21 protein-coding genes are annotated in these 22,971 nt (G+C 31.0%); 7 read left to right on the forward strand and 14 right to left on the reverse strand.

Annotation, left to right across the window (positions count from 1 at the left end; genetic code table 11):
• Positions 1-37 precede the first annotated feature (37 nt).
• The 5 genes from AJN56_RS06980 to cetC form a co-directional block, all read right to left on the reverse strand.
• Positions 38-1,324, reverse strand: coding sequence for an arsenic transporter (locus AJN56_RS06980; protein WP_002856353.1), 1,287 nt, complete (start codon positions 1,322-1,324; stop codon positions 38-40).
• Positions 1,325-3,184, reverse strand: a complete 1,860-nt coding sequence (gene mnmG / locus AJN56_RS06985) for a tRNA uridine-5-carboxymethylaminomethyl(34) synthesis enzyme MnmG (RefSeq protein ID WP_002864546.1) — start codon at positions 3,182-3,184, stop codon at positions 1,325-1,327.
• Between the two features lie 87 nt (positions 3,185-3,271).
• Positions 3,272-3,769, reverse strand: coding sequence for a bipartate energy taxis response protein CetB (gene cetB / locus AJN56_RS06990; protein ID WP_070294443.1), 498 nt, complete (start codon positions 3,767-3,769; stop codon positions 3,272-3,274).
• Positions 3,770-3,786: 17 nt separating this feature from the next.
• A complete protein-coding gene (cetA, locus tag AJN56_RS06995) occupies positions 3,787-5,166 on the reverse strand; it encodes a bipartate energy taxis response protein CetA (RefSeq protein WP_002790076.1) in 1,380 nt (459 codons plus the stop codon).
• A gap of 120 nt (positions 5,167-5,286) precedes the next feature.
• Positions 5,287-5,781 (reverse strand): energy taxis response protein CetC, encoded by a 495-nt coding sequence (cetC, locus tag AJN56_RS07000; RefSeq protein ID WP_002855880.1) that lies wholly within the window; start codon positions 5,779-5,781, stop codon positions 5,287-5,289.
• A 268-nt stretch (positions 5,782-6,049) separates the two neighbouring features.
• Between cetC and AJN56_RS07005 the strand changes: the two genes are divergently transcribed.
• On the forward strand, positions 6,050-7,426 hold the full coding sequence (locus tag AJN56_RS07005) for a cation:dicarboxylate symporter family transporter (RefSeq protein WP_002856454.1): 1,377 nt from the start codon (positions 6,050-6,052) through the stop codon (positions 7,424-7,426).
• On the opposite strand, the gene AJN56_RS07010 is transcribed toward AJN56_RS07005, so the two are convergent.
• Positions 7,423-8,229, reverse strand: coding sequence for an inverse autotransporter beta domain-containing protein (locus AJN56_RS07010; protein WP_002860429.1), 807 nt, complete (start codon positions 8,227-8,229; stop codon positions 7,423-7,425). The two genes, AJN56_RS07005 and AJN56_RS07010, sit on opposite strands and share 4 nt — an antisense overlap.
• Positions 8,230-8,370: 141 nt before the next feature.
• Between AJN56_RS07010 and AJN56_RS07015 the strand changes: the two genes are divergently transcribed.
• A complete protein-coding gene (locus tag AJN56_RS07015; RefSeq protein WP_002868866.1) occupies positions 8,371-9,897 on the forward strand; it encodes an inorganic phosphate transporter in 1,527 nt (508 codons plus the stop codon).
• 7 nt (positions 9,898-9,904) lie between these two features.
• On the opposite strand, the gene AJN56_RS07020 is transcribed toward AJN56_RS07015, so the two are convergent.
• Genes AJN56_RS07020 through gatB form a run of 3 tightly spaced genes read right to left on the reverse strand, consistent with a single transcriptional unit; the run spans position 9,905 to position 13,404 of the window.
• Complete coding sequence (locus AJN56_RS07020) at positions 9,905-11,083, reverse strand: metal-dependent hydrolase (protein WP_002856548.1); 1,179 nt, start codon at positions 11,081-11,083, stop codon at positions 9,905-9,907.
• A 9-nt stretch (positions 11,084-11,092) separates the two neighbouring features.
• Complete coding sequence (locus tag AJN56_RS07025; RefSeq protein ID WP_079254192.1) at positions 11,093-11,989, reverse strand: NAD(P)H-dependent glycerol-3-phosphate dehydrogenase; 897 nt, start codon at positions 11,987-11,989, stop codon at positions 11,093-11,095.
• Entirely contained in the window at positions 11,986-13,404 is a 1,419-nt protein-coding gene (gene gatB, locus AJN56_RS07030) for an Asp-tRNA(Asn)/Glu-tRNA(Gln) amidotransferase subunit GatB (RefSeq protein WP_002856133.1), read from the reverse strand. Before gatB ends, AJN56_RS07025 begins: the two co-directional genes overlap by 4 nt.
• Before the next feature lie 114 nt (positions 13,405-13,518).
• Here gatB and luxS point away from each other — a divergent pair, with 114 nt between their 5' ends.
• From luxS to metF, 5 genes are all read left to right on the forward strand, one after another.
• On the forward strand, positions 13,519-14,013 hold the full coding sequence (luxS, locus tag AJN56_RS07035; protein WP_002855991.1) for an S-ribosylhomocysteine lyase: 495 nt from the start codon (positions 13,519-13,521) through the stop codon (positions 14,011-14,013).
• A gap of 311 nt (positions 14,014-14,324) precedes the next feature.
• Entirely contained in the window at positions 14,325-15,317 is a 993-nt protein-coding gene (locus AJN56_RS07040) for an isopenicillin N synthase family dioxygenase (protein ID WP_070246486.1), read from the forward strand.
• 10 nt (positions 15,318-15,327) lie between these two features.
• Complete coding sequence (locus AJN56_RS07045; protein WP_002868573.1) at positions 15,328-16,098, forward strand: MetQ/NlpA family ABC transporter substrate-binding protein; 771 nt, start codon at positions 15,328-15,330, stop codon at positions 16,096-16,098.
• Between the two features lie 11 nt (positions 16,099-16,109).
• The gene (metE, locus tag AJN56_RS07050; RefSeq protein WP_052785820.1) at positions 16,110-18,374 is read left to right on the forward strand and encodes a 5-methyltetrahydropteroyltriglutamate--homocysteine S-methyltransferase; all 2,265 of its coding nucleotides are present in this window, start codon (positions 16,110-16,112) and stop codon (positions 18,372-18,374) included.
• Positions 18,375-18,383: 9 nt separating this feature from the next.
• Positions 18,384-19,232 carry a methylenetetrahydrofolate reductase [NAD(P)H] gene (gene metF / locus AJN56_RS07055; protein ID WP_002868862.1) on the forward strand — a complete coding sequence of 283 codons (849 nt, stop codon included), beginning with the start codon at positions 18,384-18,386 and terminating at the stop codon, positions 19,230-19,232.
• Between the two features lie 21 nt (positions 19,233-19,253).
• On the opposite strand, the gene AJN56_RS07060 is transcribed toward metF, so the two are convergent.
• The 5 genes from AJN56_RS07060 to AJN56_RS07080 form a co-directional block, all read right to left on the reverse strand.
• On the reverse strand, positions 19,254-19,445 hold the full coding sequence (locus AJN56_RS07060) for a hypothetical protein (RefSeq protein WP_002868861.1): 192 nt from the start codon (positions 19,443-19,445) through the stop codon (positions 19,254-19,256).
• The gene (locus AJN56_RS07065) at positions 19,442-20,122 is read right to left on the reverse strand and encodes a F0F1 ATP synthase subunit A (RefSeq protein WP_002852750.1); all 681 of its coding nucleotides are present in this window, start codon (positions 20,120-20,122) and stop codon (positions 19,442-19,444) included. Before AJN56_RS07065 ends, AJN56_RS07060 begins: the two co-directional genes overlap by 4 nt.
• 68 nt (positions 20,123-20,190) lie before the next feature.
• A complete protein-coding gene (gene radA / locus AJN56_RS07070) occupies positions 20,191-21,531 on the reverse strand; it encodes a DNA repair protein RadA (RefSeq protein ID WP_002856363.1) in 1,341 nt (446 codons plus the stop codon).
• On the reverse strand, positions 21,531-22,397 hold the full coding sequence (ftsY, locus tag AJN56_RS07075; protein ID WP_002856218.1) for a signal recognition particle-docking protein FtsY: 867 nt from the start codon (positions 22,395-22,397) through the stop codon (positions 21,531-21,533). Before ftsY ends, radA begins: the two co-directional genes overlap by 1 nt.
• Entirely contained in the window at positions 22,397-22,954 is a 558-nt protein-coding gene (locus AJN56_RS07080) for a TlpA family protein disulfide reductase (protein WP_002867374.1), read from the reverse strand. The genes ftsY and AJN56_RS07080 overlap by 1 nt, the downstream gene beginning before the upstream one ends.
• Between the last annotated feature and the right edge of the window lie 17 nt (positions 22,955-22,971).

Here is a 22,971-nt window from a genome sequence, read left to right on the forward strand (position 1 = left end):
AAAATAAATTTTTTCTTTGTTTAACAAGTTTTGATATTTAGACAATAAGAGCAAAAAGAGAAAAAACAAGCACAGGTAAAGTTATCAAAAAGCCAAATTTACAATATTGCCAAAAAGAAATATTAATGCCTTTTCTAGCCAAAACTCCAAGCCAAAGCAAAGTTGCTAAAGAACCTATTGGCGTAAGTTTTGGACCTATATTTACACCTAAAAGATGTGCATAAATCATCAAAGAATCAAAAGAAAAATTCTCAAAATATTCTTTTAATGCCAAATCTCCGATTAAAACCATAGGCAAATTATTAAACACAGAAGATCCAAAAGCTGAAATCAAAGCCACACCAAAAATTCCACTCTTATCTTGCATCAAAAAAGCATAGCTTTTAACCAAAATTTCACTCACACCTATTTTATGTAAAGCAAAAACCACCATATAAAGCCCAAAACTAAAAAGCAAAACTCCATAAGGTGCTTCAAAAAGAATTTTAATACTTTTTTTACCTTGAATTTTTAAAATAATAAGCCAAAAAATTCCCGCCCAAAGCAAAGCAAAAAAACTTATTTTAATATTAAAAATTTCACCTATAAAAAAACTGATAACAAAAAGAAATAAAAATACTATGCAAAGAAAAAACAATTTCAATGAAATTTGCTCTTTTTTGATTAATTTAAATTCAAGCCTTTTAGGTAAAACTCTCACATAAAGCACAAAAACCGTAACTATAGTAGAAAGCAAAACAAAAAAATTTGGCAAAAACATATTTTTAGCAAATTCTAAAAATTCTATCTTAAAATAATTTGCTGTGATGATATTGGTTAAATTTGAAATAACCAAAGCGTTTGAACTTGCATCACATAAAAAAGAAAGGCTAAGTAAAAAAGAACTTAAAATAAAAGCATGATTTTTACAATCTTTAAGAGTTGAAAATAAAGCTATAATAATAGGTGTAATGATTAAAATCGCTCCATCGTTAGCAAAAAATGCAGAAAGAAAAAATACAAAAATCAACAAAAATAACATCATTTTTTTTGTACTGATATAAATTTTTTCTTGATTTTTCTCTCTAGAAAAATACAAAATTTTACTCGCAATAAAATCAAAAAATCCCAAAGCTTCCAAGCTAAAAGAAAGGATAATCAACCCAACCAAAGTTAAAGAACTATCCCAAACCAAAGAAAAAACAAAACAAGCATCTTTAAAATCTACCAATTGAAAAATAAAAACAAAAAAAGCCCCCAAGCTAGAAAATACCCAAATAGGTAAATTCCATGGACGCCAAAAAAGTAAAACTAAAGTAGATAAAAAAATAAAAAAAGCAAGCATTTAAGCTTTTTTCTTTTGCATTTTGATATAAATTTGCAAAATATCCAACGCTGCAGGAGTGATTCCACTGATTTGACTTGCAGCAAAAATGGTTGGAGGTTTATGATGATTAAGCTTTTCTACAACCTCATTACTCAAACCACTTACACTTTTAAAATCAAAATTTTCAGGAATTTTAAGCTCACTAAGATTTTTCATTTTTTCTACTTGAGCTTTTTGCATACTAATGTAATGATAATACTTTGCCTCATTTAAAATCTCTCTTAAGGAGTAATGATCCATGGTTTCAAATATAGGGTCAAGTTTTTTTAATTTTTCTATATCAAAACTTGCTCTTGCAACAATTTTTTGAAGATTGACTATAGAAGAAATTTTATCTTCTCCTAAACTCTCTAAAAAAGCATTATTTTGGTTGTTAGGCGTAAATTCTTTAGAAAGTAAAAATTCAAGTCCTTTTTGAAGATTGTTTGCGATATTTTGTATATAAGTAAAATCTTGCTCGCTTAAAAGCCCTAAATCATAGCCATATTTTCCAAGTCTAAGTATAGCATTTTCTTCCCTTAAAAGCAGTCTAAATTCCGCTCTTGAAGTAAACATTCTATAAGGTTCTTTTGTGCCTTTTACTACCAAATCATCGATTAAAACTCCTATATAAGCTTCATCACGCCTTAAAATCAAAGGCTCTTTCATATCTATGCTTAAGCTTGCATTGATTCCCGCCATAAAGCCTTGTGCTGCAGCCTCTTCATAACCTGTAGTTCCATTAATCTGTCCTGCACAATAAAGATTTTTAATCTTTTTAAGTTCTAAAGTATGCTTAAGTTCAGTTGGCTCTATATAGTCATATTCTATAGCATAACCAAAACGGGTTATTTTAGCATTTTCAAAACCCTCTACAGAACGCAACATTTGAGTTTGTACTTCATAAGGTAAAGAAGTAGAAAAACCGTTAATATAATACTCCGTCGCATCGATAGTTTGAGGCTCTATAAAAAGATGATGACTTTCTTTGTCGCTAAAACGATTGATCTTATCTTCTATAGAAGGACAATACCTTGGCCCCACACCTTCAATCTGTCCTGTAAAAAGCGGAGCACGATAAAAATTATTCTTAATAATCTCATGTGTAGTTGTATTAGTGCGTGCGATATAACAAGGAAGTTGAGTAGGATTGAAATTTCTTGAACGAAAACTAAAAGCTTTAGGATTTACATCACCATCTTGAATTTCAAGCACGCTAAAATCAATGCTTTTTGCATCCACTCTTGGGCAAGTTCCTGTTTTTAAACGTCCCATTTTTAAACCCAAAGTTTGCAGATAATTTCCTAAATTTACCGAAGCAAGCTCCCCTACCCTTCCTGCTTGAAGTTTATTTTCACCTACGTGAATAAGTCCATTTAAAAAAGTTCCTGTTGTTAGGATGACTTTTTTGGCAAAATATATATTTTCTAAATTTGTTTTTACGCCTTTAACTTCATCATTTTCTACGATTAAAACACTCGCTTGTTCTTGAGAAATTTCTAAATTTGGAAGTTTTAAAAGTTTATTACGTGCAATGATACGGTATTTATCCATATCAATTTGTGCCCTACTTCCTTGAACGGCTACACCCTTACTTTCATTTAAAATGCGAAATTGTATCCCTGCTTCATCGGTGATTTCACCCATAAGACCACCCATGGCATCAAGTTCTTTTACCAAATGCCCTTTAGCAAGTCCACCTATGGCTGGATTACAACTTGCCGCTCCTATTTGCTCAATCAATGTAGTTAAAAGTAAGGTTTTTTTACCCATTCTAGCAGCAGCAGCACTTGCTTCAACACCTGCATGTCCACCACCTATAACAATGACATCAAACATATTTTGCCTTGAAAAATGTGAATTTTTAAAAGAAAGATTATATAATATTTAGACTTAAAACAAACTCGTTTTAAGTCTAACAAAAATTTATTTAGCTTCTTGAAGAGAAAAGATTAGCTCATTATAAGTTTTATCTGCATCTTTGCAGAAATTTTTAAGCATCTCAACACCCTTATTTAAGCCTTGTTGCTGTTCTGCTCTTAAAAGATCGCTATAAAGACTTTCTATTGTAGAAATAGCGCTTTTATTTGGCATACGACGAACGGAATAATAGCCTATGATATTATTATTAACATCTATTGATGGGGTTACATTTGCAAAAACCCAATAGTAATTGTTATCTTTGGTTTTATTTTTTACGTAAGCAAAAATTTCTTTGCCTTCTTTCATATAATCCCATAAATATTTAAAAACAGTTTTTGGCATCTCTTCATGTCTTACTATGTTATGAGGTTTATTTAAAACTTCACCCATGGTATAACCTGCATACTTTAAAAAATCATCATTTGCATAAACTATTTTATCTTTTAAATCTGTTTTAGAAGTAATTAAACTATCTTCTTGTAAAAAAATTTCTCTTGACATTTTCCCACCCTCTTAATTTATATTTTTAATTTTGCTAAGATTTCAGCACTTCTTTGCTCTAGTGATTTAATATCATTTACAATCGCATCATAAGCTTTTTGATCGATATAATCTTGACTTGATTCTTCTATTGCTTTTTTAGCGTTATCTTTTATAAATTCTTTAGCTAAATTTAACTCAGTTTCAGAACTAAGCTCATTAATAACACCTTGAGCTCTCTCATCTTGACAAAGATTAGAAATTGGATCTACACTTTCAAGATTGAAATTTTGAGCCCCATTTAAATTTAAATATATATTTGATTTATAAAGAATATGATCGATTTTAACCACAGACAAAATCAATCTCTTTGCAAAGGATCCAAAATTAACACCAAGAGCACTACTATTTTCTTCTAGACGTTTAAAAGCTTGAGAAAATTTATTAATTCTTTCTTCAGATTCACTAACAATGTTAAAAACTTGCTCACTGCCACTTTGGATATTTACAAAATCTTGTTGCATAGTCTGAATTGCAATAGAAATTTCGCTTGTAGATCTTTGAGTTCTTTCTGCTAACTTTCTAACTTCATCAGCCACAACCGCAAAGCCCCTACCATGCTCTCCTGCACGCGCAGCTTCAATAGCAGCATTTAAAGCTAGAAGATTGGTTTGATCGGCTATATCGCGTATTACTTCAACCACTGAAGTGATATTTTGTGAATTAGCCACAAAAGTTTGTACTGTCTCCTTGCTCGAATTTACAACATCCATTAAAGAACCCATAGCACTTTGAAGAGAATCCACCTCTGAACCATTTTCTGTAGCTGTATGAGAAATGGCATCCACTGTATCATATACATTTTTCATCATGCTAATATCTTGATTTAATGAGCTAGAAATTTGAGACATGTCTTTATTTTGATTTCCAAGGCTTAAATCCATTAAAGTTCTTGATAAAGCATTTTTAAAAGTAGATCTTGCTGTCACTTCTATGTTTGCTAAAGCTTTATTTATAAATTCGATATTATGAGCAAAAATTCCTTTTAAACCTTCAGGCAAAGCCTTACGATAAAATTCACCTTTTTGAGAACATGAAATAGAAGTATTAATTTCCCTTAAGTAAGCTTCTAGCCCATCAATAGTATTGTTAAGATTATCTGCTATTTCGGCTAATTTTTTGCTTTTTGTTTTTACATAGATGATTCTATTGTCGAAATTACCCTCCTTTAACTCTCTACAAAGAACCAAAAGTTTATCTATCATTATTTGCTCATCTTTGTGTTGTCTAAGCAAATAAATCATTAAAACAGCGATTAAAACAAAAATTATCGCTCCAACAAAAATATGAATAAAAATGACACCTAAAACACCGATAACACTTAGAAAAATAGTTAACAATAATCCATTTTTCACCATAAATTTACCCCTTTTTATTGAAAATTTTTTGAAGTCATAAATCAAAACAATACTTTAATAATATATTACTTTAATTTCTAGGTGAAAATTATACAATAAAAAAGATTAAATATATCTTATTTAATTATTTTCTTGTAAGTTAAAAATAAGTTCATTATAAGTCATTTTATAAGAACTTACAATATCCATTAAAGCTGAAACTCCAGCATTAATGCCCGATTTTTGCTCTTTTTCAAGTAAAATTTTATAAACTTCTTCAATTATAGAAAGAGATTTTCTATTAGGTGCACGACGAACAGAATAATAATTGATGATATTTCCATTAGTATCAAATGAAGCACTTACATTTGCAAAAACCCAGTAAAAATTACCATCTTTGGCTTTATTTTTCACAAATGCAAAAATTTCATCTCCTTTTTGAATATAATCCCAAAGACATTTAAATACAGTGCGTGGCATATCTTCATGTCTTACTATATTATGAGATTTATACAAAAGTTCATCAACTTTATAACCTGCGTATTTTAAAAAGTCATTATTGGCATAAATGATATTCCCCTTAAGATCTGTTTTAGAAGTAATTAAAGCATTTTCAGACAAAACTATTTCTTTCATAATTTAAAACATCCCAATAAAACAAATAAATCAAAAATAGAATTATTACCAATAACAAACAACAAAAAGCAAACTGAATTGCAAAATTATAAAATTTTCAAAAATATTTTAAATTTTATAATGCAAATAATGAGAAATTTTGTAACATTTATATAAAAAATTATCATATCATATAAAAGAAAGTATTTCTAGATTTGTTTTTTTGTTAAAATTTACAATACGCATTGTTAAAATTATATTTTACAAAGATCAAAAGGAGTGAATAAACTTGGAAACTTTAAGTCAAACTTTAGCTGAAAGAAAACCGCCTTTATATAAACGTATTATCAAAAGTCTTGGATTTTGGGTGATTATAGGCATTATTGCAGGTATTGTACTTGGCTATATAGATAAAGAATTAGCCATTGCTAGCAAACCAGGAGTTGATTATTTTATAGGTGCTTTAAAGGTTCTTATAGGTCCTATTATTTTTGTTACTTTGGTTTTAGGCATCATTAGTCTTGAAAGTTTAAAAAAAGTAGGTAGTATTGGTGCTAAAGCGGTTATTTACTTTGAAGTTGTAAGTACTTTAGCACTTGCTATAGGTATTTTTATGGCAAATGTTATGCAACCAGGTCATGGAATGAATCTTAATCCAAGTCAACTTGATACAAAAAGCGTTCAAAAATACATTTCTCAAACCACAGAAGTAAGTGCGAGCTCTGAGATTATGCATATTTTAAAAGATGCTATGCCTACTGATATTATCACGCCTTTTACAGAAGGAAAAACCATACAAGTTTTAGTTATTGCTATAATTACTGCTTTGATTATTTCTTTAATGAGAACAGAAGATAAACAGGCAATTCAAAGAGTTTTTGAAGTGGTACAAAATTTTGTTTTTAAAATTCTACAAATCATTATGTATTTTAGTCCTATTGCCGCCTTTTCAGCAATGGCTGTACTCATAGCTCAATACGGAATTGGCTCTTTGATCAACTTAGCATATTTACTTTTAGTAATGCTGATTTCATGTCTTGTTTTTATATTTGGAATCTTAGGTCTGATTTGTTATTTTGCAAAAGTAAATATCTTCAAATTTATGAGATTTATCTCAAGAGAAGTATTGATCGTTTTTGCAACTAGCTCAAGCGAGTCTGCACTTGCTCCTTTAATGAGAAAACTAGAAAAAGCAGGACTTTCTAAAGCAACAGTCGGACTTGTTTTACCAACGGGATATAGTTTTAATCTTGATTGTACAAATATTTATCTAGCTATGAGCTTAATCTTTCTAGCACAAGCTTTCAATGTAAATTTAAGTTTAGCACACGAAATCAGTATTTTAATAGTATTAATGATAGCTTCAAAAGGTGCAGTGGGTGTAACTGGTTCAGGTTTTATAGTGCTTGGAAGTACGCTTGCAGCTCTAGGAAATATGGAAATTTCAGAAGCAAATGCAACCTTAGCACAAGTTCTACCAGTAGCTGCTATAGGTGTTCTTTTAGGTGTTGACAAATTTATGTCTGAAATGAGGGCGGTTGGAAATCTTTGTGGAAATTCAGTAGCAGCCTTAATCGTTGCCATCTGGGATAAACAAATTGATTGGGAAAAATTCCGCTACGCTATGGACAATCCAGAAAAATTTCATAATGCTGGAATGAACTAATGAGTTCTTTGGAGGAAATCATATCGATTAACCTCCTCTAAAGTATTATCTTTTTTCCTAAATTGTTTTAAAAAACTTTCATTGAAATTAAAACTAAATCCAACTTGAACAACAGTATCATCAACAGTCTCTCTTGCACTATAATCACGACGCAATAAATTTAAACTAAATACACTATAAGGAGAGTAAGATACTTGATAATTAGTTTTATCATTATCCTTACTTATATCAAAAGCAAAAGCGGTATAAGTTGGAATTACAAAACTCATTCCAAGCTGTAAATTTTTTTCTGCTTCATTGGGTATATAATAATTACTATAAGCCTTTATAAATTTACTATAACCAAACTCTGTACCAAAGCTTTTAGTATCTTTTTGTTCCTTTTGTTTATCAATAAAACCATTAACTCCAAATAAAAAATCATCTTTTTCATAACGATTGATTAAACCCCCTGAGTAATTATAATTATTTTGAGCCACAAAAAGTTCTTTTTGAAAAAGCAAAGAATTATTCTCCCCCTCATAAAGAGAACTTAAATTTTTAACCTGCACATTTTCATTTTGAAAATCTAAATTCCCATCTGTTTTATCTATACCATTATTATTTTCTAAAGTTTTTGAAAGTAAGCTATCAAAAGTGCTTTTAAAATCCACATTCTCTTCTTGAATTTTTGGAGCTTCTTTGGTATTTTTATAATCAAAGTGCTCCCAAGAATTTTGATTATTATTTTTTGCTAAAGCCTCTGTAAGTTCATCGCCATTGAGTAAAGAAAACAATGCTATTATATAAAAAATACCCCTCATTATTCTTATATTCCTTATTATTTCTTGTTTAAGTATTTATTATAAAAAAATAATATAAATAAAAATTCCACAAAGACTAAAAAATAAAATTAGCAAATTTAAAGTAAATAAGTGTATAATTAAAATAAAAAAGGGTTATTAATGCAAAAAGACAACCTCATAGCTTTTGTTATTTTTATTATCAGTACTATCGCATTTGTTATTTGGGGATTTGGTTATATTTCACAACATCAATTGATTCTTTTTATTCTTGCTTCTATATTTGGCATTTTTATGGCATTTAATATAGGTGGAAATGATGTAGCCAATTCTTTTGGAACAAGCGTTGGCGCAAAAACAGTAACCATTAAACAAGCTTTAATTATAGCAGCTGTTTTTGAGCTAAGCGGGGCAATCTTCGCAGGCGCAGAAGTTACTAAAACCATACGCAGCGGTATTGTTATTTTTCCAAATTCTTTAGATCCTATGCTTTTTGTTATCATTATGCTTGCTGCACTTTTAAGCTCTGGGGTTTGGATTTTTATTGCAACCAAAAAAGGCTTACCTGTATCAACCACGCACAGTATAGTTGGTGGGATTGTAGGTGCTAGTATTATGATGGGGCTTTTAAAATTTGATGGGATCCAAACACTCTCTATGGTTAAATGGAGCGAAATTTTAAGAATAGCTATTTCTTGGGTAGCTTCTCCTCTTTTAGGGGGTATTGTAGCTTATATTATTTATTCATATATTGATAAGAAAATTTTAAAACCATCAGAAAAACTAAATGATGATTTGAAAAATATCAAAAAAGAAAGAAAAAAATTCAAAGAAGAATACTTTTTAAATTTAAAAACAAAATCCCAAGAAGAACAAATCAAAGAACTTTCCGCTATAGCTTTGGATGAAGAAGAACAGGAAAATAATTTCTATAGAAATAAAATGAAGGAATTTAAGGATCAAGAAAAAGATATAGATATTTACTCTATTTTAAAAACTCATATGCCAATCATTGCTTGTATTGCTGCTGCTATCATTTCGGCAATGTTTTTATTTAAAGGTTTAAATAATGTTAGCACTTTGGATATTTTACAAAACTTTTGGATTATTGGAATTATAGGAACTATAAGTTATGTTATAACATTTGCTATAGTCAAAATCGTTAAAAAAACAGAACTTAATAAAACCACTGATAGAATTTTCTCATGGTTTCAAATATTTACAGCCTCTAGTTTTGCATTTTCACACGGAGCCAATGATATAGCCAATGCTATAGGTCCTTTTGCAGCGATTTTAGATGTCTTAAAAAACGGCACAATTAACGCGACTTCTCCTGTACCTTTTGCTGCTTTAGCTATGTTTGGAGTTGCTCTAGTTGTAGGGCTTTGGTTTTTAGGTAAAGAAGTGATTACTACAGTGGGTTCAAAACTTGCAACCATACGCCCTACTACTGGATTTTCTGCAGAACTTGGTGCAAGCATAGTTATACTCTTAGCTACACAATTTGGAATTCCTGTTAGCTCCACCCATATACTCATAGGTGCTATATTGGGTATAGGAGTGTATAATAAAAACGCAAATTGGATTATGATGAAGCCTATAGGATTGGCTTGGATTATCACTTTACCAGCCGCTGGTATTATGGCAGCACTTGTATTTTTAGGATTTAAACTATCTTTAGGAATTTAAGTAAAGCTTATTTTTCTAAAATATTTTTTCCTTTAATTATATGCATTTTAATCTTTCCAAAAAGTTTATCCTCAGAATAAAGAGAACTTTTTGGAGCAAAAATTTCTTCATTCTCATCAAAAAGAACTAGATTAGCTTCTTTGCCAACTTCTATAACTCCACTATTTAAACCTAAAAATTCACTAGGATTTTTACTTGTAAATCGACAAAGCTCTTGCCAATTTAAAAATCCTTCTTTGATTAAAAAAGTATAACAAAGACTTATAAATTCGCATACGCTATGAATTCCAAAAGCCGCTTCATCAAAAGCTAAATCTTTTAAAGAAATTGATTTTGCACTATGCAGGGAAGTTAAAAAGCTAATCTTTCCTTCTTTTAAAGCCTCTCTTAAAGCCAAAACATCTTCTTTGCTTCTTAAAGGTGGCATAAGTTTCGCAGCCGTATTAAAATCTTCACAAGCACTATCATCTTTGATAAGATGATGAATGCTTACAAGTTTTAAATCCTTTTCATCTAATAATACTAAAGAATCTTTCAAACTTAAAAGATCAAAAATAACTTTATTTTTATAAAATTTAGCCAATTCTTTCATTTTAGCTATCTGGCTAGTTTCAGCGATTTTACTCATGCCTATAAGCCCTAGCTCAAAACTCATTTCACAATCATTCATCACTCCATTATCATCAAAATCCTTATCATAACAACGCACAAAAATTGGAGAGTCTTTCATAAAAGCATATTGTGAACTTACTTTTAAAGTATTTGCATCCAAAGAGCTGTCAAGTTCTAGAGCACAAGCACCTTTATTTAAAAGAGTGGCTAAATTTTTAAGCTTGCCGTTTGTATCCTTAACCCGCACACTTGAAAAAATTTGCATCTTTCTTTGAGCTAAATTTTGTAAAAATAAAGCAAAACTTTCTTCATCAAAATCCATGCAATCACGCAAAACTATACTAGAAATTCCTCCTTTTAGACACTCATTTTCTAAAAGCTCTAAATTAGCTAAAGAAAATTTATCGTTTTTTAAACTCACACACAAATCCACAAAAGATGGAAGTAAAGTCATACCTTTAGCATCTAAAATTTCTTCGCCTTGTAAATTAGAACCAATATTGGTAATTTTTCCTTCTTTAATCTCTATATCTTGTAAAGAATCTCCATAAATTTTTGCATTTTTAATTATCATGATTTTTCCTTAATCATTTTGCTTTAATAAATTCTGCGTTGCTTCTTGCACGCTTTTACCCTTAAAAATTGCCACTACTTCATTTACAATAGGTGTATAAATTCCTTTCATTTTTGCTAGTTTTTCTATAGCATAAGCAGTTTTTACACCTTCTGCTACTTCATTAAGTTCGGCTAAAATACTATCTAATTTTTGATTTTGCGCCAGTTTTAAACCCACTCTATAATTTCTTGATAAAACACTAGTTGCAGTTAAAAACAAATCCCCTGCCCCACTCAATCCTAAAAAAGTTTCTTCTTTAGTGCCAAAAAATTTACCAAAACGATGCATTTCTATAAGTCCTCTTGAAATCAGTGCTGCTCTTGCATTATTACCAAGTTTTAACCCATCACTAATCCCACTTGCAATTGCTAAAACATTCTTATAAGCACCACAAATTTCAGCACCACGAACATCATTATCAATATAAGTTTTAATAAAATCAGGGAAAAAACTTGCAAATTTTTTACAAAGCTCTTGATTTATCCCGCTAATCATCAAAGCAGTAGGAAGTTTTTGCATTACTTCAGCAGCAAAAGAAGGACCGCTTAAAACACAAAAATTTTCTTTTGGTACAAAATCTAAAAAAATTTCATCTAAAAATTGACAACTTTGATCTTCTATGCCTTTTGAAGCAATTAAAATTTTTTGTCCCTTGTTGATGAAATTTTCTTTAAGCCATACACGCATCCCTTGAGAACTTAAAGCAAAAATAAGATATTCACATTCTAAAGCTTCTTTTATGCTAACAAAATCTTCTAAATCACGCTGATGCAAAGAACTGATAAAACAATTGTGATTTTCTTTTAAGGCTAGATGTAAAGCACTGCCCCATTTTCCCGCACCAATAACCGCTATACGCATCAACCAAGCTTTGTTTTTAAAATTTCATTTACTTTTGCAGGGTTAAAAGCTCCCTTACCCTCTTTCATTGTTTGACCCACAAAAAATCCAAAAAGCTTGTCTTTACCACTTTTATACTCTGCAACCTTATTGGCATTTGCATTTAAAATTTGTTCAATCACCGCTTCTATGGCTGAATCATCACTTACTTGCTTAAGTCCTAGCTTTTCTATAGCTTCATCAATTTCCACACTAGTATTTTCAAATACAAAAGCTAGGACATCTTTAGCCGCTTTTGCACTGATGGTGCCATCTTCTATACGTTTAATTAAAACTCCAAGCTTTTGAGCATCTACGGGAGAATTTTCTATAGTCAATTCTCCTTTTAAAAGTCCCATAAGTTCAGTATTTAACCAATTTACACAAAGCTTAGGATTTAAATTTTGAGAAATAAGACTTTCAAAAAAACGACTCATTTCTAAAGAACTGATTAAAACCTCAGCATCACTTTCTTTTATACCAAGCTCGTCTATAAAGCGTGCTTTCTTCTCATCAGGAAGTTCAGGAATTTTAATATCCAAAAACTCATCTTTTAACAAAACAGGAAGCAAGTCAGGGTCTGGAAAATAACGATATTCAGCCGCTTCTTCTTTACCACGCATACTTCTTGTAACTAAATTTGTTGTATCAAAAAGTCTGGTTTCTTGAACTACTTCTTGTTCGTAAGTTCCATCTTCCCAAGCCTCACTTTGTCTTTTTACCTCATATTCTATAGCTTTTTGGATAAAACGAAAAGAATTAAGATTTTTAATCTCTACTCTAGTATAAAGTTTTGTATCACCCTTAGGTCTTATGCTAACATTTGCATCGCATCTAAAACTTCCTTCTTGCATATTTGCATCTGAAATGTCTAAAAAGCGTATAATAGAATGAAGTTTTTTAAGATAAGCTACTGCCTCATCACTACTTCTAAGCTCAGGTTCACTGACAATCTCAAGCAAAGGAGTTCCTGCACGATTTAAGTCCACTTTAGAAAAATTATTTTCGTGGATATTTTTACCTGCATCTTCTTCTAAGTGTGCTCTTGTAATACCTATGCGTTTATTTTCACCCTTTACATTGATAAAAAGCTCACCCTTTTCTACTATAGGGATATCAAATTGTGAAATTTGATAAGCCTTAGGTAAATCTGGATAAAAATAATTCTTACGGTTAAAAACACTTTTTTTATTAATTGCTGCATTGACAGCTTTTCCAAAAGCTATAGCTTTTTTTACAGCCTCTTCATTTAAAACAGGCAAAGCTCCTGGTAAGGCCAAACAAGTGGGACAAACATTAGTATTTGGAGCTTCTCCAAAAGAAGTTGCGCATGAGCAAAAGATTTTTGTTTTTGTATTTAACTGAGTATGAACTTCAAGACCTATAACTACTTCGAACATAAAATTTCCTTGAATTTTTAAATGTTTTATTTTATCTTTTTTTCTTTTAGAAAGGCTTTAAATATTAACTTTAAATGCTATAATTCTTAGACAATTTATATTTAAGGAGTTAAAATGCCATTATTAGATAGTTTTAAAGTTGATCATACCAAAATGCCAGCGCCCGCTGTGCGTTTAGCTAAAGTTATGAAAACACCTAAGGGTGATGATATTAGTGTATTTGATTTGCGTTTTTGCGTACCAAATAAAGACATTATGAGCGAAAAAGGTACACATACCTTAGAACATTTATTTGCAGGATTTATGAGAGATCATCTTAATTCAGATTCGGTTGAAATCATTGATATTTCACCTATGGGCTGTCGTACGGGTTTTTATATGAGTTTAATTGGAACACCAGATGAAAAAAGTGTTGCAAAAGCTTGGGAAGAAGCTATGAAAGATGTTTTAAGCGTAAGCGATCAAAGCAAAATTCCTGAACTTAATATCTATCAATGCGGAACTTGCGCAATGCATTCTTTAGATGAAGCCAAACAAATTGCCCAAAAGGTTTTAAATCTAGGTATTAGCATAATGAATAACAAAGAATTAAAACTCGAGAATGCTTAAAAAGAATCTTTATTTTTTAGACGATTAAGCTTTAATTAATATATTTTTATATATGATTTTGAAATTTTATTATTTTAAAAGGAGAAAAAATGAAACTGATGTGCGAGATGTGTAGTATCTAGTGCGTCCTTTGGCTTAACATTATGTTTCCAAAGGTCCAAAAAGTGGATAAGGAGATATAATGTGTAAGAAAGTCAAAAAAGTTTATTTTTTCAAAATACTCATTTAAAATCTTAACTTACAAAAATTTCTCTAAATAAAATTTAATTCAAAATATCTTCTTATCCTTAATTTTAATTTAAGGAGCAAAAATGAACTTACCTATACTTGATTTACAAGCTTATGAAAAAGATAAAAGCACTTTTCTTAAAAATTTAAGAGAAATTGCTTCTAAAATAGGTTTTTTTTATCTTATCAATACCAGTATAGATAAAAATTTAAACGAGAAATTATTCAAACTTGGCAAAGAATTTTTTAATCTTTCTAGAAGTTCTAAAGAGCTTATTTCTATGGTACATTCTCCTCAATTTAGAGGTTATACTAGCGAAGGTTTTGAATACACAGCAGGAACTAAGGATTATAGAGAACAACTGGATATAGGCACAGAAAGAGATGCTTTAAACTGGAATTTAAACTCACCCTTATGGCAAAGACTAGAAGGTCCTAATCTTTGGCCTAGTGAAATTCCAGAACTTAAAAAAACTTTCTTAACTTGGCACAAACAAACCAAAAAAGCTTGTTTAAAGCTTTTAAAAGCCTTTGCTCAAGTTCTTGATCTACCTAGCAATGCTTTTGATAAACTTTATGGAGAAAATTCTTACGAACATTGTAAAATCATACATTATCCAAAAAGCTCAAAAAATATCACTCAAGGCGTAGGTTCACATAAAGATGGTGGGCTTATCACTTTTGTTTTTCAAGAAAAACAAAGTGGACTTGAAGCTTTTATAGATGGTAAATGGCTTAGTATACCCCCACTTGAAAATAGCGTTGTAGTTAATATAGGAGAATTTTTAGAACTAGCTACCAATGGCTATTTAAAAGCTACTATTCACCGCGTGAATTTAAGCCCAAAAGAACGCTTTAGCATAGCTTATTTTCTTGGAGTGCAGCTTGATAAAGACATGCCCATTTTTAAATTAAACCCAGAGCTTGCTAAAGAAAGTAAAGGTGTGGATACTGATCCTAAAAATCCACTTTTAAGAAATGTTGCAAGTAATTATTTTAAAAGAATGATACGCTCTCATCCTGATGTGGCAAGTATTTATCATAGTGACTTGATAGAAAAATTTAGTTTTGCGTAAAGGAGAAAAAATGACTTTATTTACTAAAGCTTTTTGCGTCGCTACTCTTTTTACCGGTTTTGCATGGGCAAATGAAGAACTTAAAGTTGGCTCTTCTATAACACCTCATGCAGATATTTTAAGATTTATAAAATCAGTACTTCAAAAACAAGGTTATGATTTAAAAATTTATGAATTCAATGATGGGGTAATCCCTAATGTAATGGTTGAAAATGGTGAGTTAGATGCTAATTATTTTCAGCATGAACCCTATTTAAAAGAATTCAATCAAAGGCAAGGCACCCATCTTGTAAAAGTTGCCAGTATCCATATAGAACCTATGGCGGTGTATTCTAAAAAACATAAAAAATTTAACCCCGAGGAAGGACAAAGCATTTCTATACCCAATAATCCTACAAATGAAAGCCGTGCTTTACGCATTGTAGCAAGCAAAGGACTTATAGAAGTTAAGGATAATGAGCTCATCACTCCTTTAGATATCACTAAAAATCCTAAGAAGCTTAAATTTGTAGAGTTAAAAGACGCTCAACTTACAAGGAGTTTAAATGATGTAGATTATTCTCTTATTAATAGCAATTTTGCTATTTTAGCAGGTTTAAACCCTGTAAAAGATGGGCTTTATACAGAAAGTAAATATAGTGAATATGGCAATATCATCGCTGTTAAAGAAGGTAATGAAAACCTTCCTAAAATCAAAGCCCTAGTAAAGGCCTTGCAAAGCGATGAAGTTAAAAAATTTATAGAAGAAAAATATCAGGGTGCTTTAATCCCTACATTTTAAGGAGAATAAATATGAAAAATTCAATCATTTCTTACCCAAGAATAGGTGCAAATAGAGAATTAAAATTTGCTATTGAAAAATACTTTAAAAACCAAAGTTCTAAAGAGGAGCTTTTAAAAAGTGCTAAGGATTTAAGGATTAGACACTGGCAAGAAATTCAAAAAGCTGGCATTGATTTTATCCCTAGTAATGATTTTTCACTTTATGATAATGTCTTAGATGCAGCTGTGCTTTTTAACATTGTTCATACAAAGTATAAAAATTTAAATTTAGATGCTTTAGATGAATACTTTGCTCAAAGTCGAGGTTATCAAGGAGAAAATGGAGATGTTACAGCCTTAGCAATGAAAAAATGGTTCAATACAAATTATCATTATTTGGTGCCTGAGTGCGATAATGCTGATATTATAGCTTTAACAGGGGATAAAATTTTTAAAGAATACCTTGAAGCTAAAGAGCTTGGCATAGAAAGCAAGCCTGTTTTAATAGGCATTTTCACACTTTTTAAACTCATTGCCTTTAAAGATGAAAAAACTCAAAAACTCGCTAAAGAAAAGCTTTTAAACGCTTACATAGAGCTTTTTGATAAACTAAATGAACTTAAAGTGACATGGCTTGAACTTGATGAGCCTTATTTGGTTTATGATTTAAGCAAGGAAGATATCGCTTTGTTTGAAGAATTTTACCAAGAACTTTTAAATCACAAAAAAGATCTTAAAATTTTACTTCAAAGCTATTTTGGAGACTTAAGAGATATTTATCCTAAACTTTTAGAAAGCAAATTTGATGCTTTGGGTCTTGATTTTATCGAAGGTAAACAAAGCTTAGCCTTGATTCAAAAATACGGCTTTGCTAAAGATAAAATCCTTTTTGCAGGTCTTATTAACGGCAAAAATATCTATGCTAATGATTATGCTAAAAGCCTAAAGCTTATTAAAGAACTTCAAAAATATACACAAAATATCGTCTTAAACACCTCTTGTTCGCTTTTGCATGTGCCTTATAGCACTGAATTTGAAAGCAAATTAGATTCAAGCTATCTTAAACTTTTTGCCTTTGCTAAAGAAAAACTTCAAGAACTTAAAGATTTAAAAGAAATTCTAAATTCTAGCGAAGAAAATCCGCTCTTTAGAGCCAATCAAGAGCTTTTTAAAAATATCCCAGAGCGTTTAGATGAAAAAGTCAAAGCAAGGCTTAAGGCTTTAAAAAAAGAAGATTTTACCAGAACGCCTAGTTTTAAAGAACGTGCCTTAATCCAAAAAGAATTTTTAAAACTCCCTCTTTTACCAACCACAACCATAGGTTCCTTTCCTCAAAGTACCGATGTAAGATCTAATCGCCTTGCCTTTAAGCAAGAAAAAATTTCAGCTCAAAACTACACTGAATTTAACCAACAAAAAATCAAAGAATGCATACAAATTCAAGAAGAAATAGGACTTGATGTTTTAGTGCATGGAGAATTTGAAAGAAATGATATGGTGGAGTATTTTGGAGAGAATTTAAAGGGCTTTTTATTTACTCAAAATGGCTGGGTTCAAAGCTATGGCACAAGGTGCGTTAAGCCTCCTGTAATTTGGGGTGATGTATCACGCACAAAGCCTATCACCTTAGCTTGGTCTAAATTTGCACAAAGTTTAAGTCAAAAAATCGTAAAAGGTATGCTAACTGGACCTGTAACCATACTTAATTGGTCCTTTCCAAGAGAAGACATCAGTCTAAAAGAAAGCACTGAGCAAATTGCCTTAGCTATAAGAGATGAAGTATTAGATCTTGAAAATGCAGGTATAAAAATCATACAAATTGATGAAGCGGCTTTGCGTGAAAAACTGCCTTTAAGAAAAAGTGATTGGCATAGTGAGTATTTAGATTGGGCTATTCCTGCTTTTAATCTTGTGCATAGCGGGGTAAAAGCTAAAACTCAAATTCACACTCATATGTGTTATAGTGAATTTAGTGATATCTTAAAAGAAATTGACGCTATGGATGCTGATGTGATTTCTTTTGAAGCTTCAAGATCAAACTTAAGTCTTTTAGATACCCTAAAAGCTATTCGTTTTAAAACTGAGGTGGGACCAGGAGTTTATGATATACATAGCCCTAGAGTTCCAAGCGTAGAAGAATTAAGTTTAACTATAGAAAAAATTTTAAACAAATTACCTAAGGAGCAAATTTGGATCAATCCAGACTGCGGACTTAAAACAAGAGCCTATGAAGAAGTTATAGCCTCTCTTAAAAATTTAGTTACGGCTACGCAAAAAATACGAGAACAATTATAAGGAGTTTTCATGTGTAGTTTTTCTTTTGAAGTTTTTCCACCAAGAAAGGATGAAAATATCAAAAATCTTCATGCTATCTTAGATGATTTAGGGCAATTAAGCCCTAATTTTATCAGCGTAACCTTTGGAGCTGGAGGCTCTATTAACTCACAAAATACTTTAGAAGTTGCAAGCTTAATCCAGGAAGAATATCAAATTCCTAGCATAGTGCATTTACCTTGCATCCATTCTAGTAAAGAAAAAATCACTCAGATACTTCAAAAATGCAAAGAAAAAAATCTTAATCAAATTCTTGCTCTAAGAGGCGATATATGTGAAAATTTAGAAAAAAGTAAAGATTTTTCTTATGCTAGTGATTTAATTTCTTTTATAAAAAAACAAGAATACTTTGAAATTTATGCCGCATGCTATCCTGAAAAACATAATGAATCTAAAAATTTCATCGAGGATATACACTATCTTAAAACTAAGGTAAATGCAGGAACAGACAAGCTCATTACTCAACTTTTTTACGATAATGAAGATTTTTATACTTTTAAACAAAATTGTGCTTTAGCAGGTATTGACATACCTATTTACGCAGGTATTATGCCTATTACTAACAAAAGACAGGTTTTAAAAATTTCTCAACTTTGCGGAGCTAAAATCCCTCCTAAATTTGTTAAAATTTTAGAAAAATATGAAAATAATGCTTTGGCTTTAGAAGATGCAGGTATCGCTTATGCTTGCGATCAAATTGTCGATTTAATCACAAGTGGCGTAGATGGAATTCATCTTTATACTATGAATAAATCCAAAGCGGCTATTAAAATTTATGAAGCTGTAAAGCATTTGCTTAAAGAAGAGCTTCATGCTTAGAAAATAAACTATTTTTTGCTTTTATCTTAACTTAATTTCATTTTTTAGCTTATGGTTTTCTATAAGTAAAACAAAAATTAAAGATAAAAGCAAACCTGGTATAATACCCAAGCAAAGATAGAAAAAAGAATTATATTTAAAAAAGAAGAAAAGTGCACCAAAAAGCATTAAAGCTAAAGATGCACCTTTGAAAAATTCTAAAATATAGATCAATGACCTTCCTCAACAACAGTTGCACCCGCTAAATATACATAAGTTAAAATCATAAAAATAAAAGCTTGTAAAAATGCCATAAAAGTTAAAAGCACATAAGCAGGAAGTGGAGCTATATAAGGAACTAAAGCTAAAATTACCATCAAAAATAAATCGTCACCTTTAATATTTCCAAACAAACGGAAGGACAAAGAAACCACACGAGAAAGATGAGAGACTATCTCTATAGGAAACATCAAAGGAGCTAAAAGTTTAATAGGTCCCATGAAATGAGCAAAATACTTTACAAAACCTTGCGCCCTAATACCCTCAAAATGATAATATACAAAAACTATAATAGCCAAGGACAAAGTCAAATTTAAACTTGCAGTTGGAGAGTGAAAACCAGGTATTATGCCTATAATATTACTAAAAAACACTATAATCCCCAAAGTTGCAACCAAAGGAAGATATTTTCTTGCACCTTTTTCACTTCCCATGGTATCTCTACCCATAGATAAAACTCCCTCTAAAAAAGCCTCGCCTAAATTTTGCATACCGCGTGGAACAAGTTGCATAGAACGAGTAGCCATCATAGCCACTATAACAGCAATTAAAGCTACCAAACCTATGTGAAAAAAATAAGAAAAAGTATGACTTGCATCAAGCAAAGAGCTAAATAAAAATAAATCTTTCATGGTTTCCTCAAAAATTTTATTCTAAACTCGGAATTTTAGCAAAATCTTACTTATATTTTAATGAAAATTTACATCCATTCTAAAACTTGTGAAAGTTCTTTGGCAACAAAACACTTAAGCCCTATATCTTCCAAAGGCTTAGAAGGAATAATGGCATTTTTAAATTTTTGCATTTTAGCTTCTTTTAAACGCGTATCAAGGCTAAAAACCTCTCTAATTTCTCCATTTAAACTAAGCTCTCCTATAAAAATACTATCTTTGCTCAAAGGGCGATTTTTAAAACTTGAAATAATCGCAGCAACCACAGCCAAATCCGCAGCAGTTTCACTTACTTTTACTCCGCCGCTAATATTTACAAATACATCATAATGCCCTAAAGGAATTCCAAGTTTTCTTTCAAGCAAAGCCAAAAGCATATCTAAGCGATTTTTTTCATATCCTGTAGCGCTGCGTTTTGGATAAGAACTTTCACACACTAAAGCTTGAACTTCTAAAACCAAGGCACGAGATCCTTCCATCACAACACCTAAAGCACTTCCTGAAATAGCCTTTCCACGAGTAAAAAAACGATTTGCCAAATCTTTTGCACTGATCAAACCCTTAGCAGTCATCTCAAAAATACCTACTTCATTCGTTCCACCAAAACGATTTTTAAAGCCTCTTAAAAGTCTGATTTCTTTAGTAGCATCTCCTTCAAAATAAAGCACCACATCTACCATATGCTCAAGAACCCTAGGCCCTGCTATAGCACCTTCTTTAGTAATATGCCCTATGATAAAAGTACTGATATTATAAGCCTTGCTAACACGCATAAGTTCAAAAGTAATCTCACGCACCTGAGTGATGCTTCCTGCTGCTGAAGTGATTTTATTTGAATATAGAGTTTGTATAGAATCAACGATAAGAATGCTATAATCTTTTTTGTGCAATTCTTCTAAAATATTTTCAAGGCAAAGTTCAGTAAGTAAAAATAAATTCGGAGTATTAGCCTCAAGACGATCAGCTCTTAATTTAATCTGGGCTTTACTTTCTTCGCCACTTACATAAAGCACTTTTTTACCCTGTTTAGCTAAATTTGAAGCAATTTTTAACAAAAGCGTAGATTTTCCCACACCTGGACTTCCGCCTATAAGCACTAAAGAACCTTCAACAAGCCCTCCACCTAAAACCAAATCAAGCTCATTATCATCTGTGCTGTATCTTGTAAAATGTTCTAACTCCACATCTTCAATACAAACAGCTTCACTTGTTTTCATACTAACTTGTGCAAGCTCTTTTAAAACTTTAATCCGCTCAGCTTTTAATTCTACAAAACTATCCCAAGCTCCACAATCAGGACATTTTCCAAGCCATTTACTTTGTTGATTTCCACAGGCTTGACATTCAAAAAGTGCTTTATTTTTTGCCATTATTCAAAAATAGGATCTAATAAAGTATCTAAGTAAGCATTTGCATTAAATTCTTGCAAATCCGTCATTTGCTCACCCACGCCTACATAAAAAATAGGAAGCTCAAGCTCTCTTGCTATACTAAAAAGTGCACCCCCTTTAGCTGTCCCATCAAGCTTTGTGATAATCACACCATCAAGTTTTACAAGCTCATTAAAAGCTTTAGCTTGTAAAATTCCAGCATTTCCCTGTGTTCCATCTAAAACTAAAATTTTTCTATGGGGTGCGCCTTCTAAAGCTTTGTTTGAAATTCTTACAATTTTTTCAAGCTCATGAGCTAAATTTTTTTGATTTTGCAAACGCCCTGCTGTATCGATAATAACTCTATCAAAATCCTTTGCTTTTGCTTTAGAAATGGTATCAAAAGCAACCGCTGAAGGATCATGCCCTTGTGCAGTTAAAACTATATCTACATCCACTTTTTGCGCCCAAAGTTTTAATTGCTCAATCGCACCTGCTCTAAAAGTATCACACGCTCCTAAAATCACTTTTTGATTTTGGTTTTTGTATAAATAAGCAAGCTTGGCAATACTTGTTGTTTTTCCTGCTCCATTTACTCCTAAAATAAGCTCTACAAAAGGTTTTTCTTGATTGGTTTCTTTTTTTTCATAAAGAAAATAAGAACCCATAACACGCTTTAAATCTTCTTTTTTTACTTCATTTTGAGGTGGTAAATAATAAATTATCTCTTCAACTATTTCATAACTTACATCTGCTTCAAGCAAAATTTCTTCAAGCAAATCTTTGGTTATCTTTTTATTCTCTCCTTTAACTCCAACAATATTTTCAAGAGTTTTTGCAAGTCCTTTTTTAAAAAAATTAAACATTAAAGTATAGCCTTTTGTATATCAATTTCTAGCATTTCTTCAGGAATAAGCCCTAAATACTGATTAATCAATTTAGAATGCTTGTTGTAAAGAAACATGGTAGGAATTCCATTTACCCCGCCTAAAGCTTTAGCTAAAAGATAGTTATTTTCACCATTAGCGACTTTATAAGATATTTTATGCTGTTCTATAAATTTTTGAATCTCATCATTAGATTTATCTTCTAATAAAACCCCAACTATATTAAAATCATTATTATACTTTTCTTGTAATTTATTAAGATGAGGGATTTCAGCAATGCAAGGGGTACACCAAGTGGTAAAAAATACAAACAAAGTTGCCTTATCTTCATCGTTGAAATTTAAAACGGTATTTTCTTTTTTAACTGAAATTGATCCTCCATCAATCAAATTAAGTTTAAAATTCATATCATCACTTTGATTTATACTTGCCTCGGTGCTTAAATTTACATCATTTTGCTGCTTTTCTTTATCATTGCTACAAGCAACAAACAAACAAGATATTGCCACTAGTAAAAGTATTTTTTTAATCTTCATTATTTATCAATCCTTTA

This window comes from Campylobacter sp. BCW_4319 (assembly GCF_001764435.1).
Lineage (GTDB): Bacteria > Campylobacterota > Campylobacteria > Campylobacterales > Campylobacteraceae > Campylobacter_D > Campylobacter_D jejuni.

Bases quoted from the DNA above. Each gene is read 5' to 3' on its own strand.
- AJN56_RS06980 (WP_002856353.1), bottom strand. From the start codon at position 1,324: ATGCTTGCTTTTTTTATTTTTTTATCTACTTTAGTTTTACTTTTTTGG.
- mnmG (WP_002864546.1), bottom strand. From the start codon at position 3,184: ATGTTTGATGTCATTGTTATAGGTGGTGGACATGCAGGTGTTGAAGCA.
- cetB (WP_070294443.1), bottom strand. From the start codon at position 3,769: ATGTCAAGAGAAATTTTTTTACAAGAAGATAGTTTAATTACTTCTAAA.
- cetA (WP_002790076.1), bottom strand. From the start codon at position 5,166: ATGGTGAAAAATGGATTATTGTTAACTATTTTTCTAAGTGTTATCGGT.
- cetC (WP_002855880.1), bottom strand. From the start codon at position 5,781: ATGAAAGAAATAGTTTTGTCTGAAAATGCTTTAATTACTTCTAAAACA.
- AJN56_RS07010 (WP_002860429.1), bottom strand. From the start codon at position 8,229: ATGAGGGGTATTTTTTATATAATAGCATTGTTTTCTTTACTCAATGGC.
- AJN56_RS07015 (WP_002868866.1), top strand. From the start codon at position 8,371: ATGCAAAAAGACAACCTCATAGCTTTTGTTATTTTTATTATCAGTACT.
- AJN56_RS07020 (WP_002856548.1), bottom strand. From the start codon at position 11,083: ATGATAATTAAAAATGCAAAAATTTATGGAGATTCTTTACAAGATATA.
- gatB (WP_002856133.1), bottom strand. From the start codon at position 13,404: ATGTTCGAAGTAGTTATAGGTCTTGAAGTTCATACTCAGTTAAATACA.
- luxS (WP_002855991.1), top strand. From the start codon at position 13,519: ATGCCATTATTAGATAGTTTTAAAGTTGATCATACCAAAATGCCAGCG.
- AJN56_RS07040 (WP_070246486.1), top strand. From the start codon at position 14,325: ATGAACTTACCTATACTTGATTTACAAGCTTATGAAAAAGATAAAAGC.
- AJN56_RS07045 (WP_002868573.1), top strand. From the start codon at position 15,328: ATGACTTTATTTACTAAAGCTTTTTGCGTCGCTACTCTTTTTACCGGT.
- metE (WP_052785820.1), top strand. From the start codon at position 16,110: ATGAAAAATTCAATCATTTCTTACCCAAGAATAGGTGCAAATAGAGAA.
- metF (WP_002868862.1), top strand. From the start codon at position 18,384: ATGTGTAGTTTTTCTTTTGAAGTTTTTCCACCAAGAAAGGATGAAAAT.
- AJN56_RS07065 (WP_002852750.1), bottom strand. From the start codon at position 20,122: ATGAAAGATTTATTTTTATTTAGCTCTTTGCTTGATGCAAGTCATACT.
- radA (WP_002856363.1), bottom strand. From the start codon at position 21,531: ATGGCAAAAAATAAAGCACTTTTTGAATGTCAAGCCTGTGGAAATCAA.
- ftsY (WP_002856218.1), bottom strand. From the start codon at position 22,397: ATGTTTAATTTTTTTAAAAAAGGACTTGCAAAAACTCTTGAAAATATT.
- AJN56_RS07080 (WP_002867374.1), bottom strand. From the start codon at position 22,954: ATGAAGATTAAAAAAATACTTTTACTAGTGGCAATATCTTGTTTGTTT.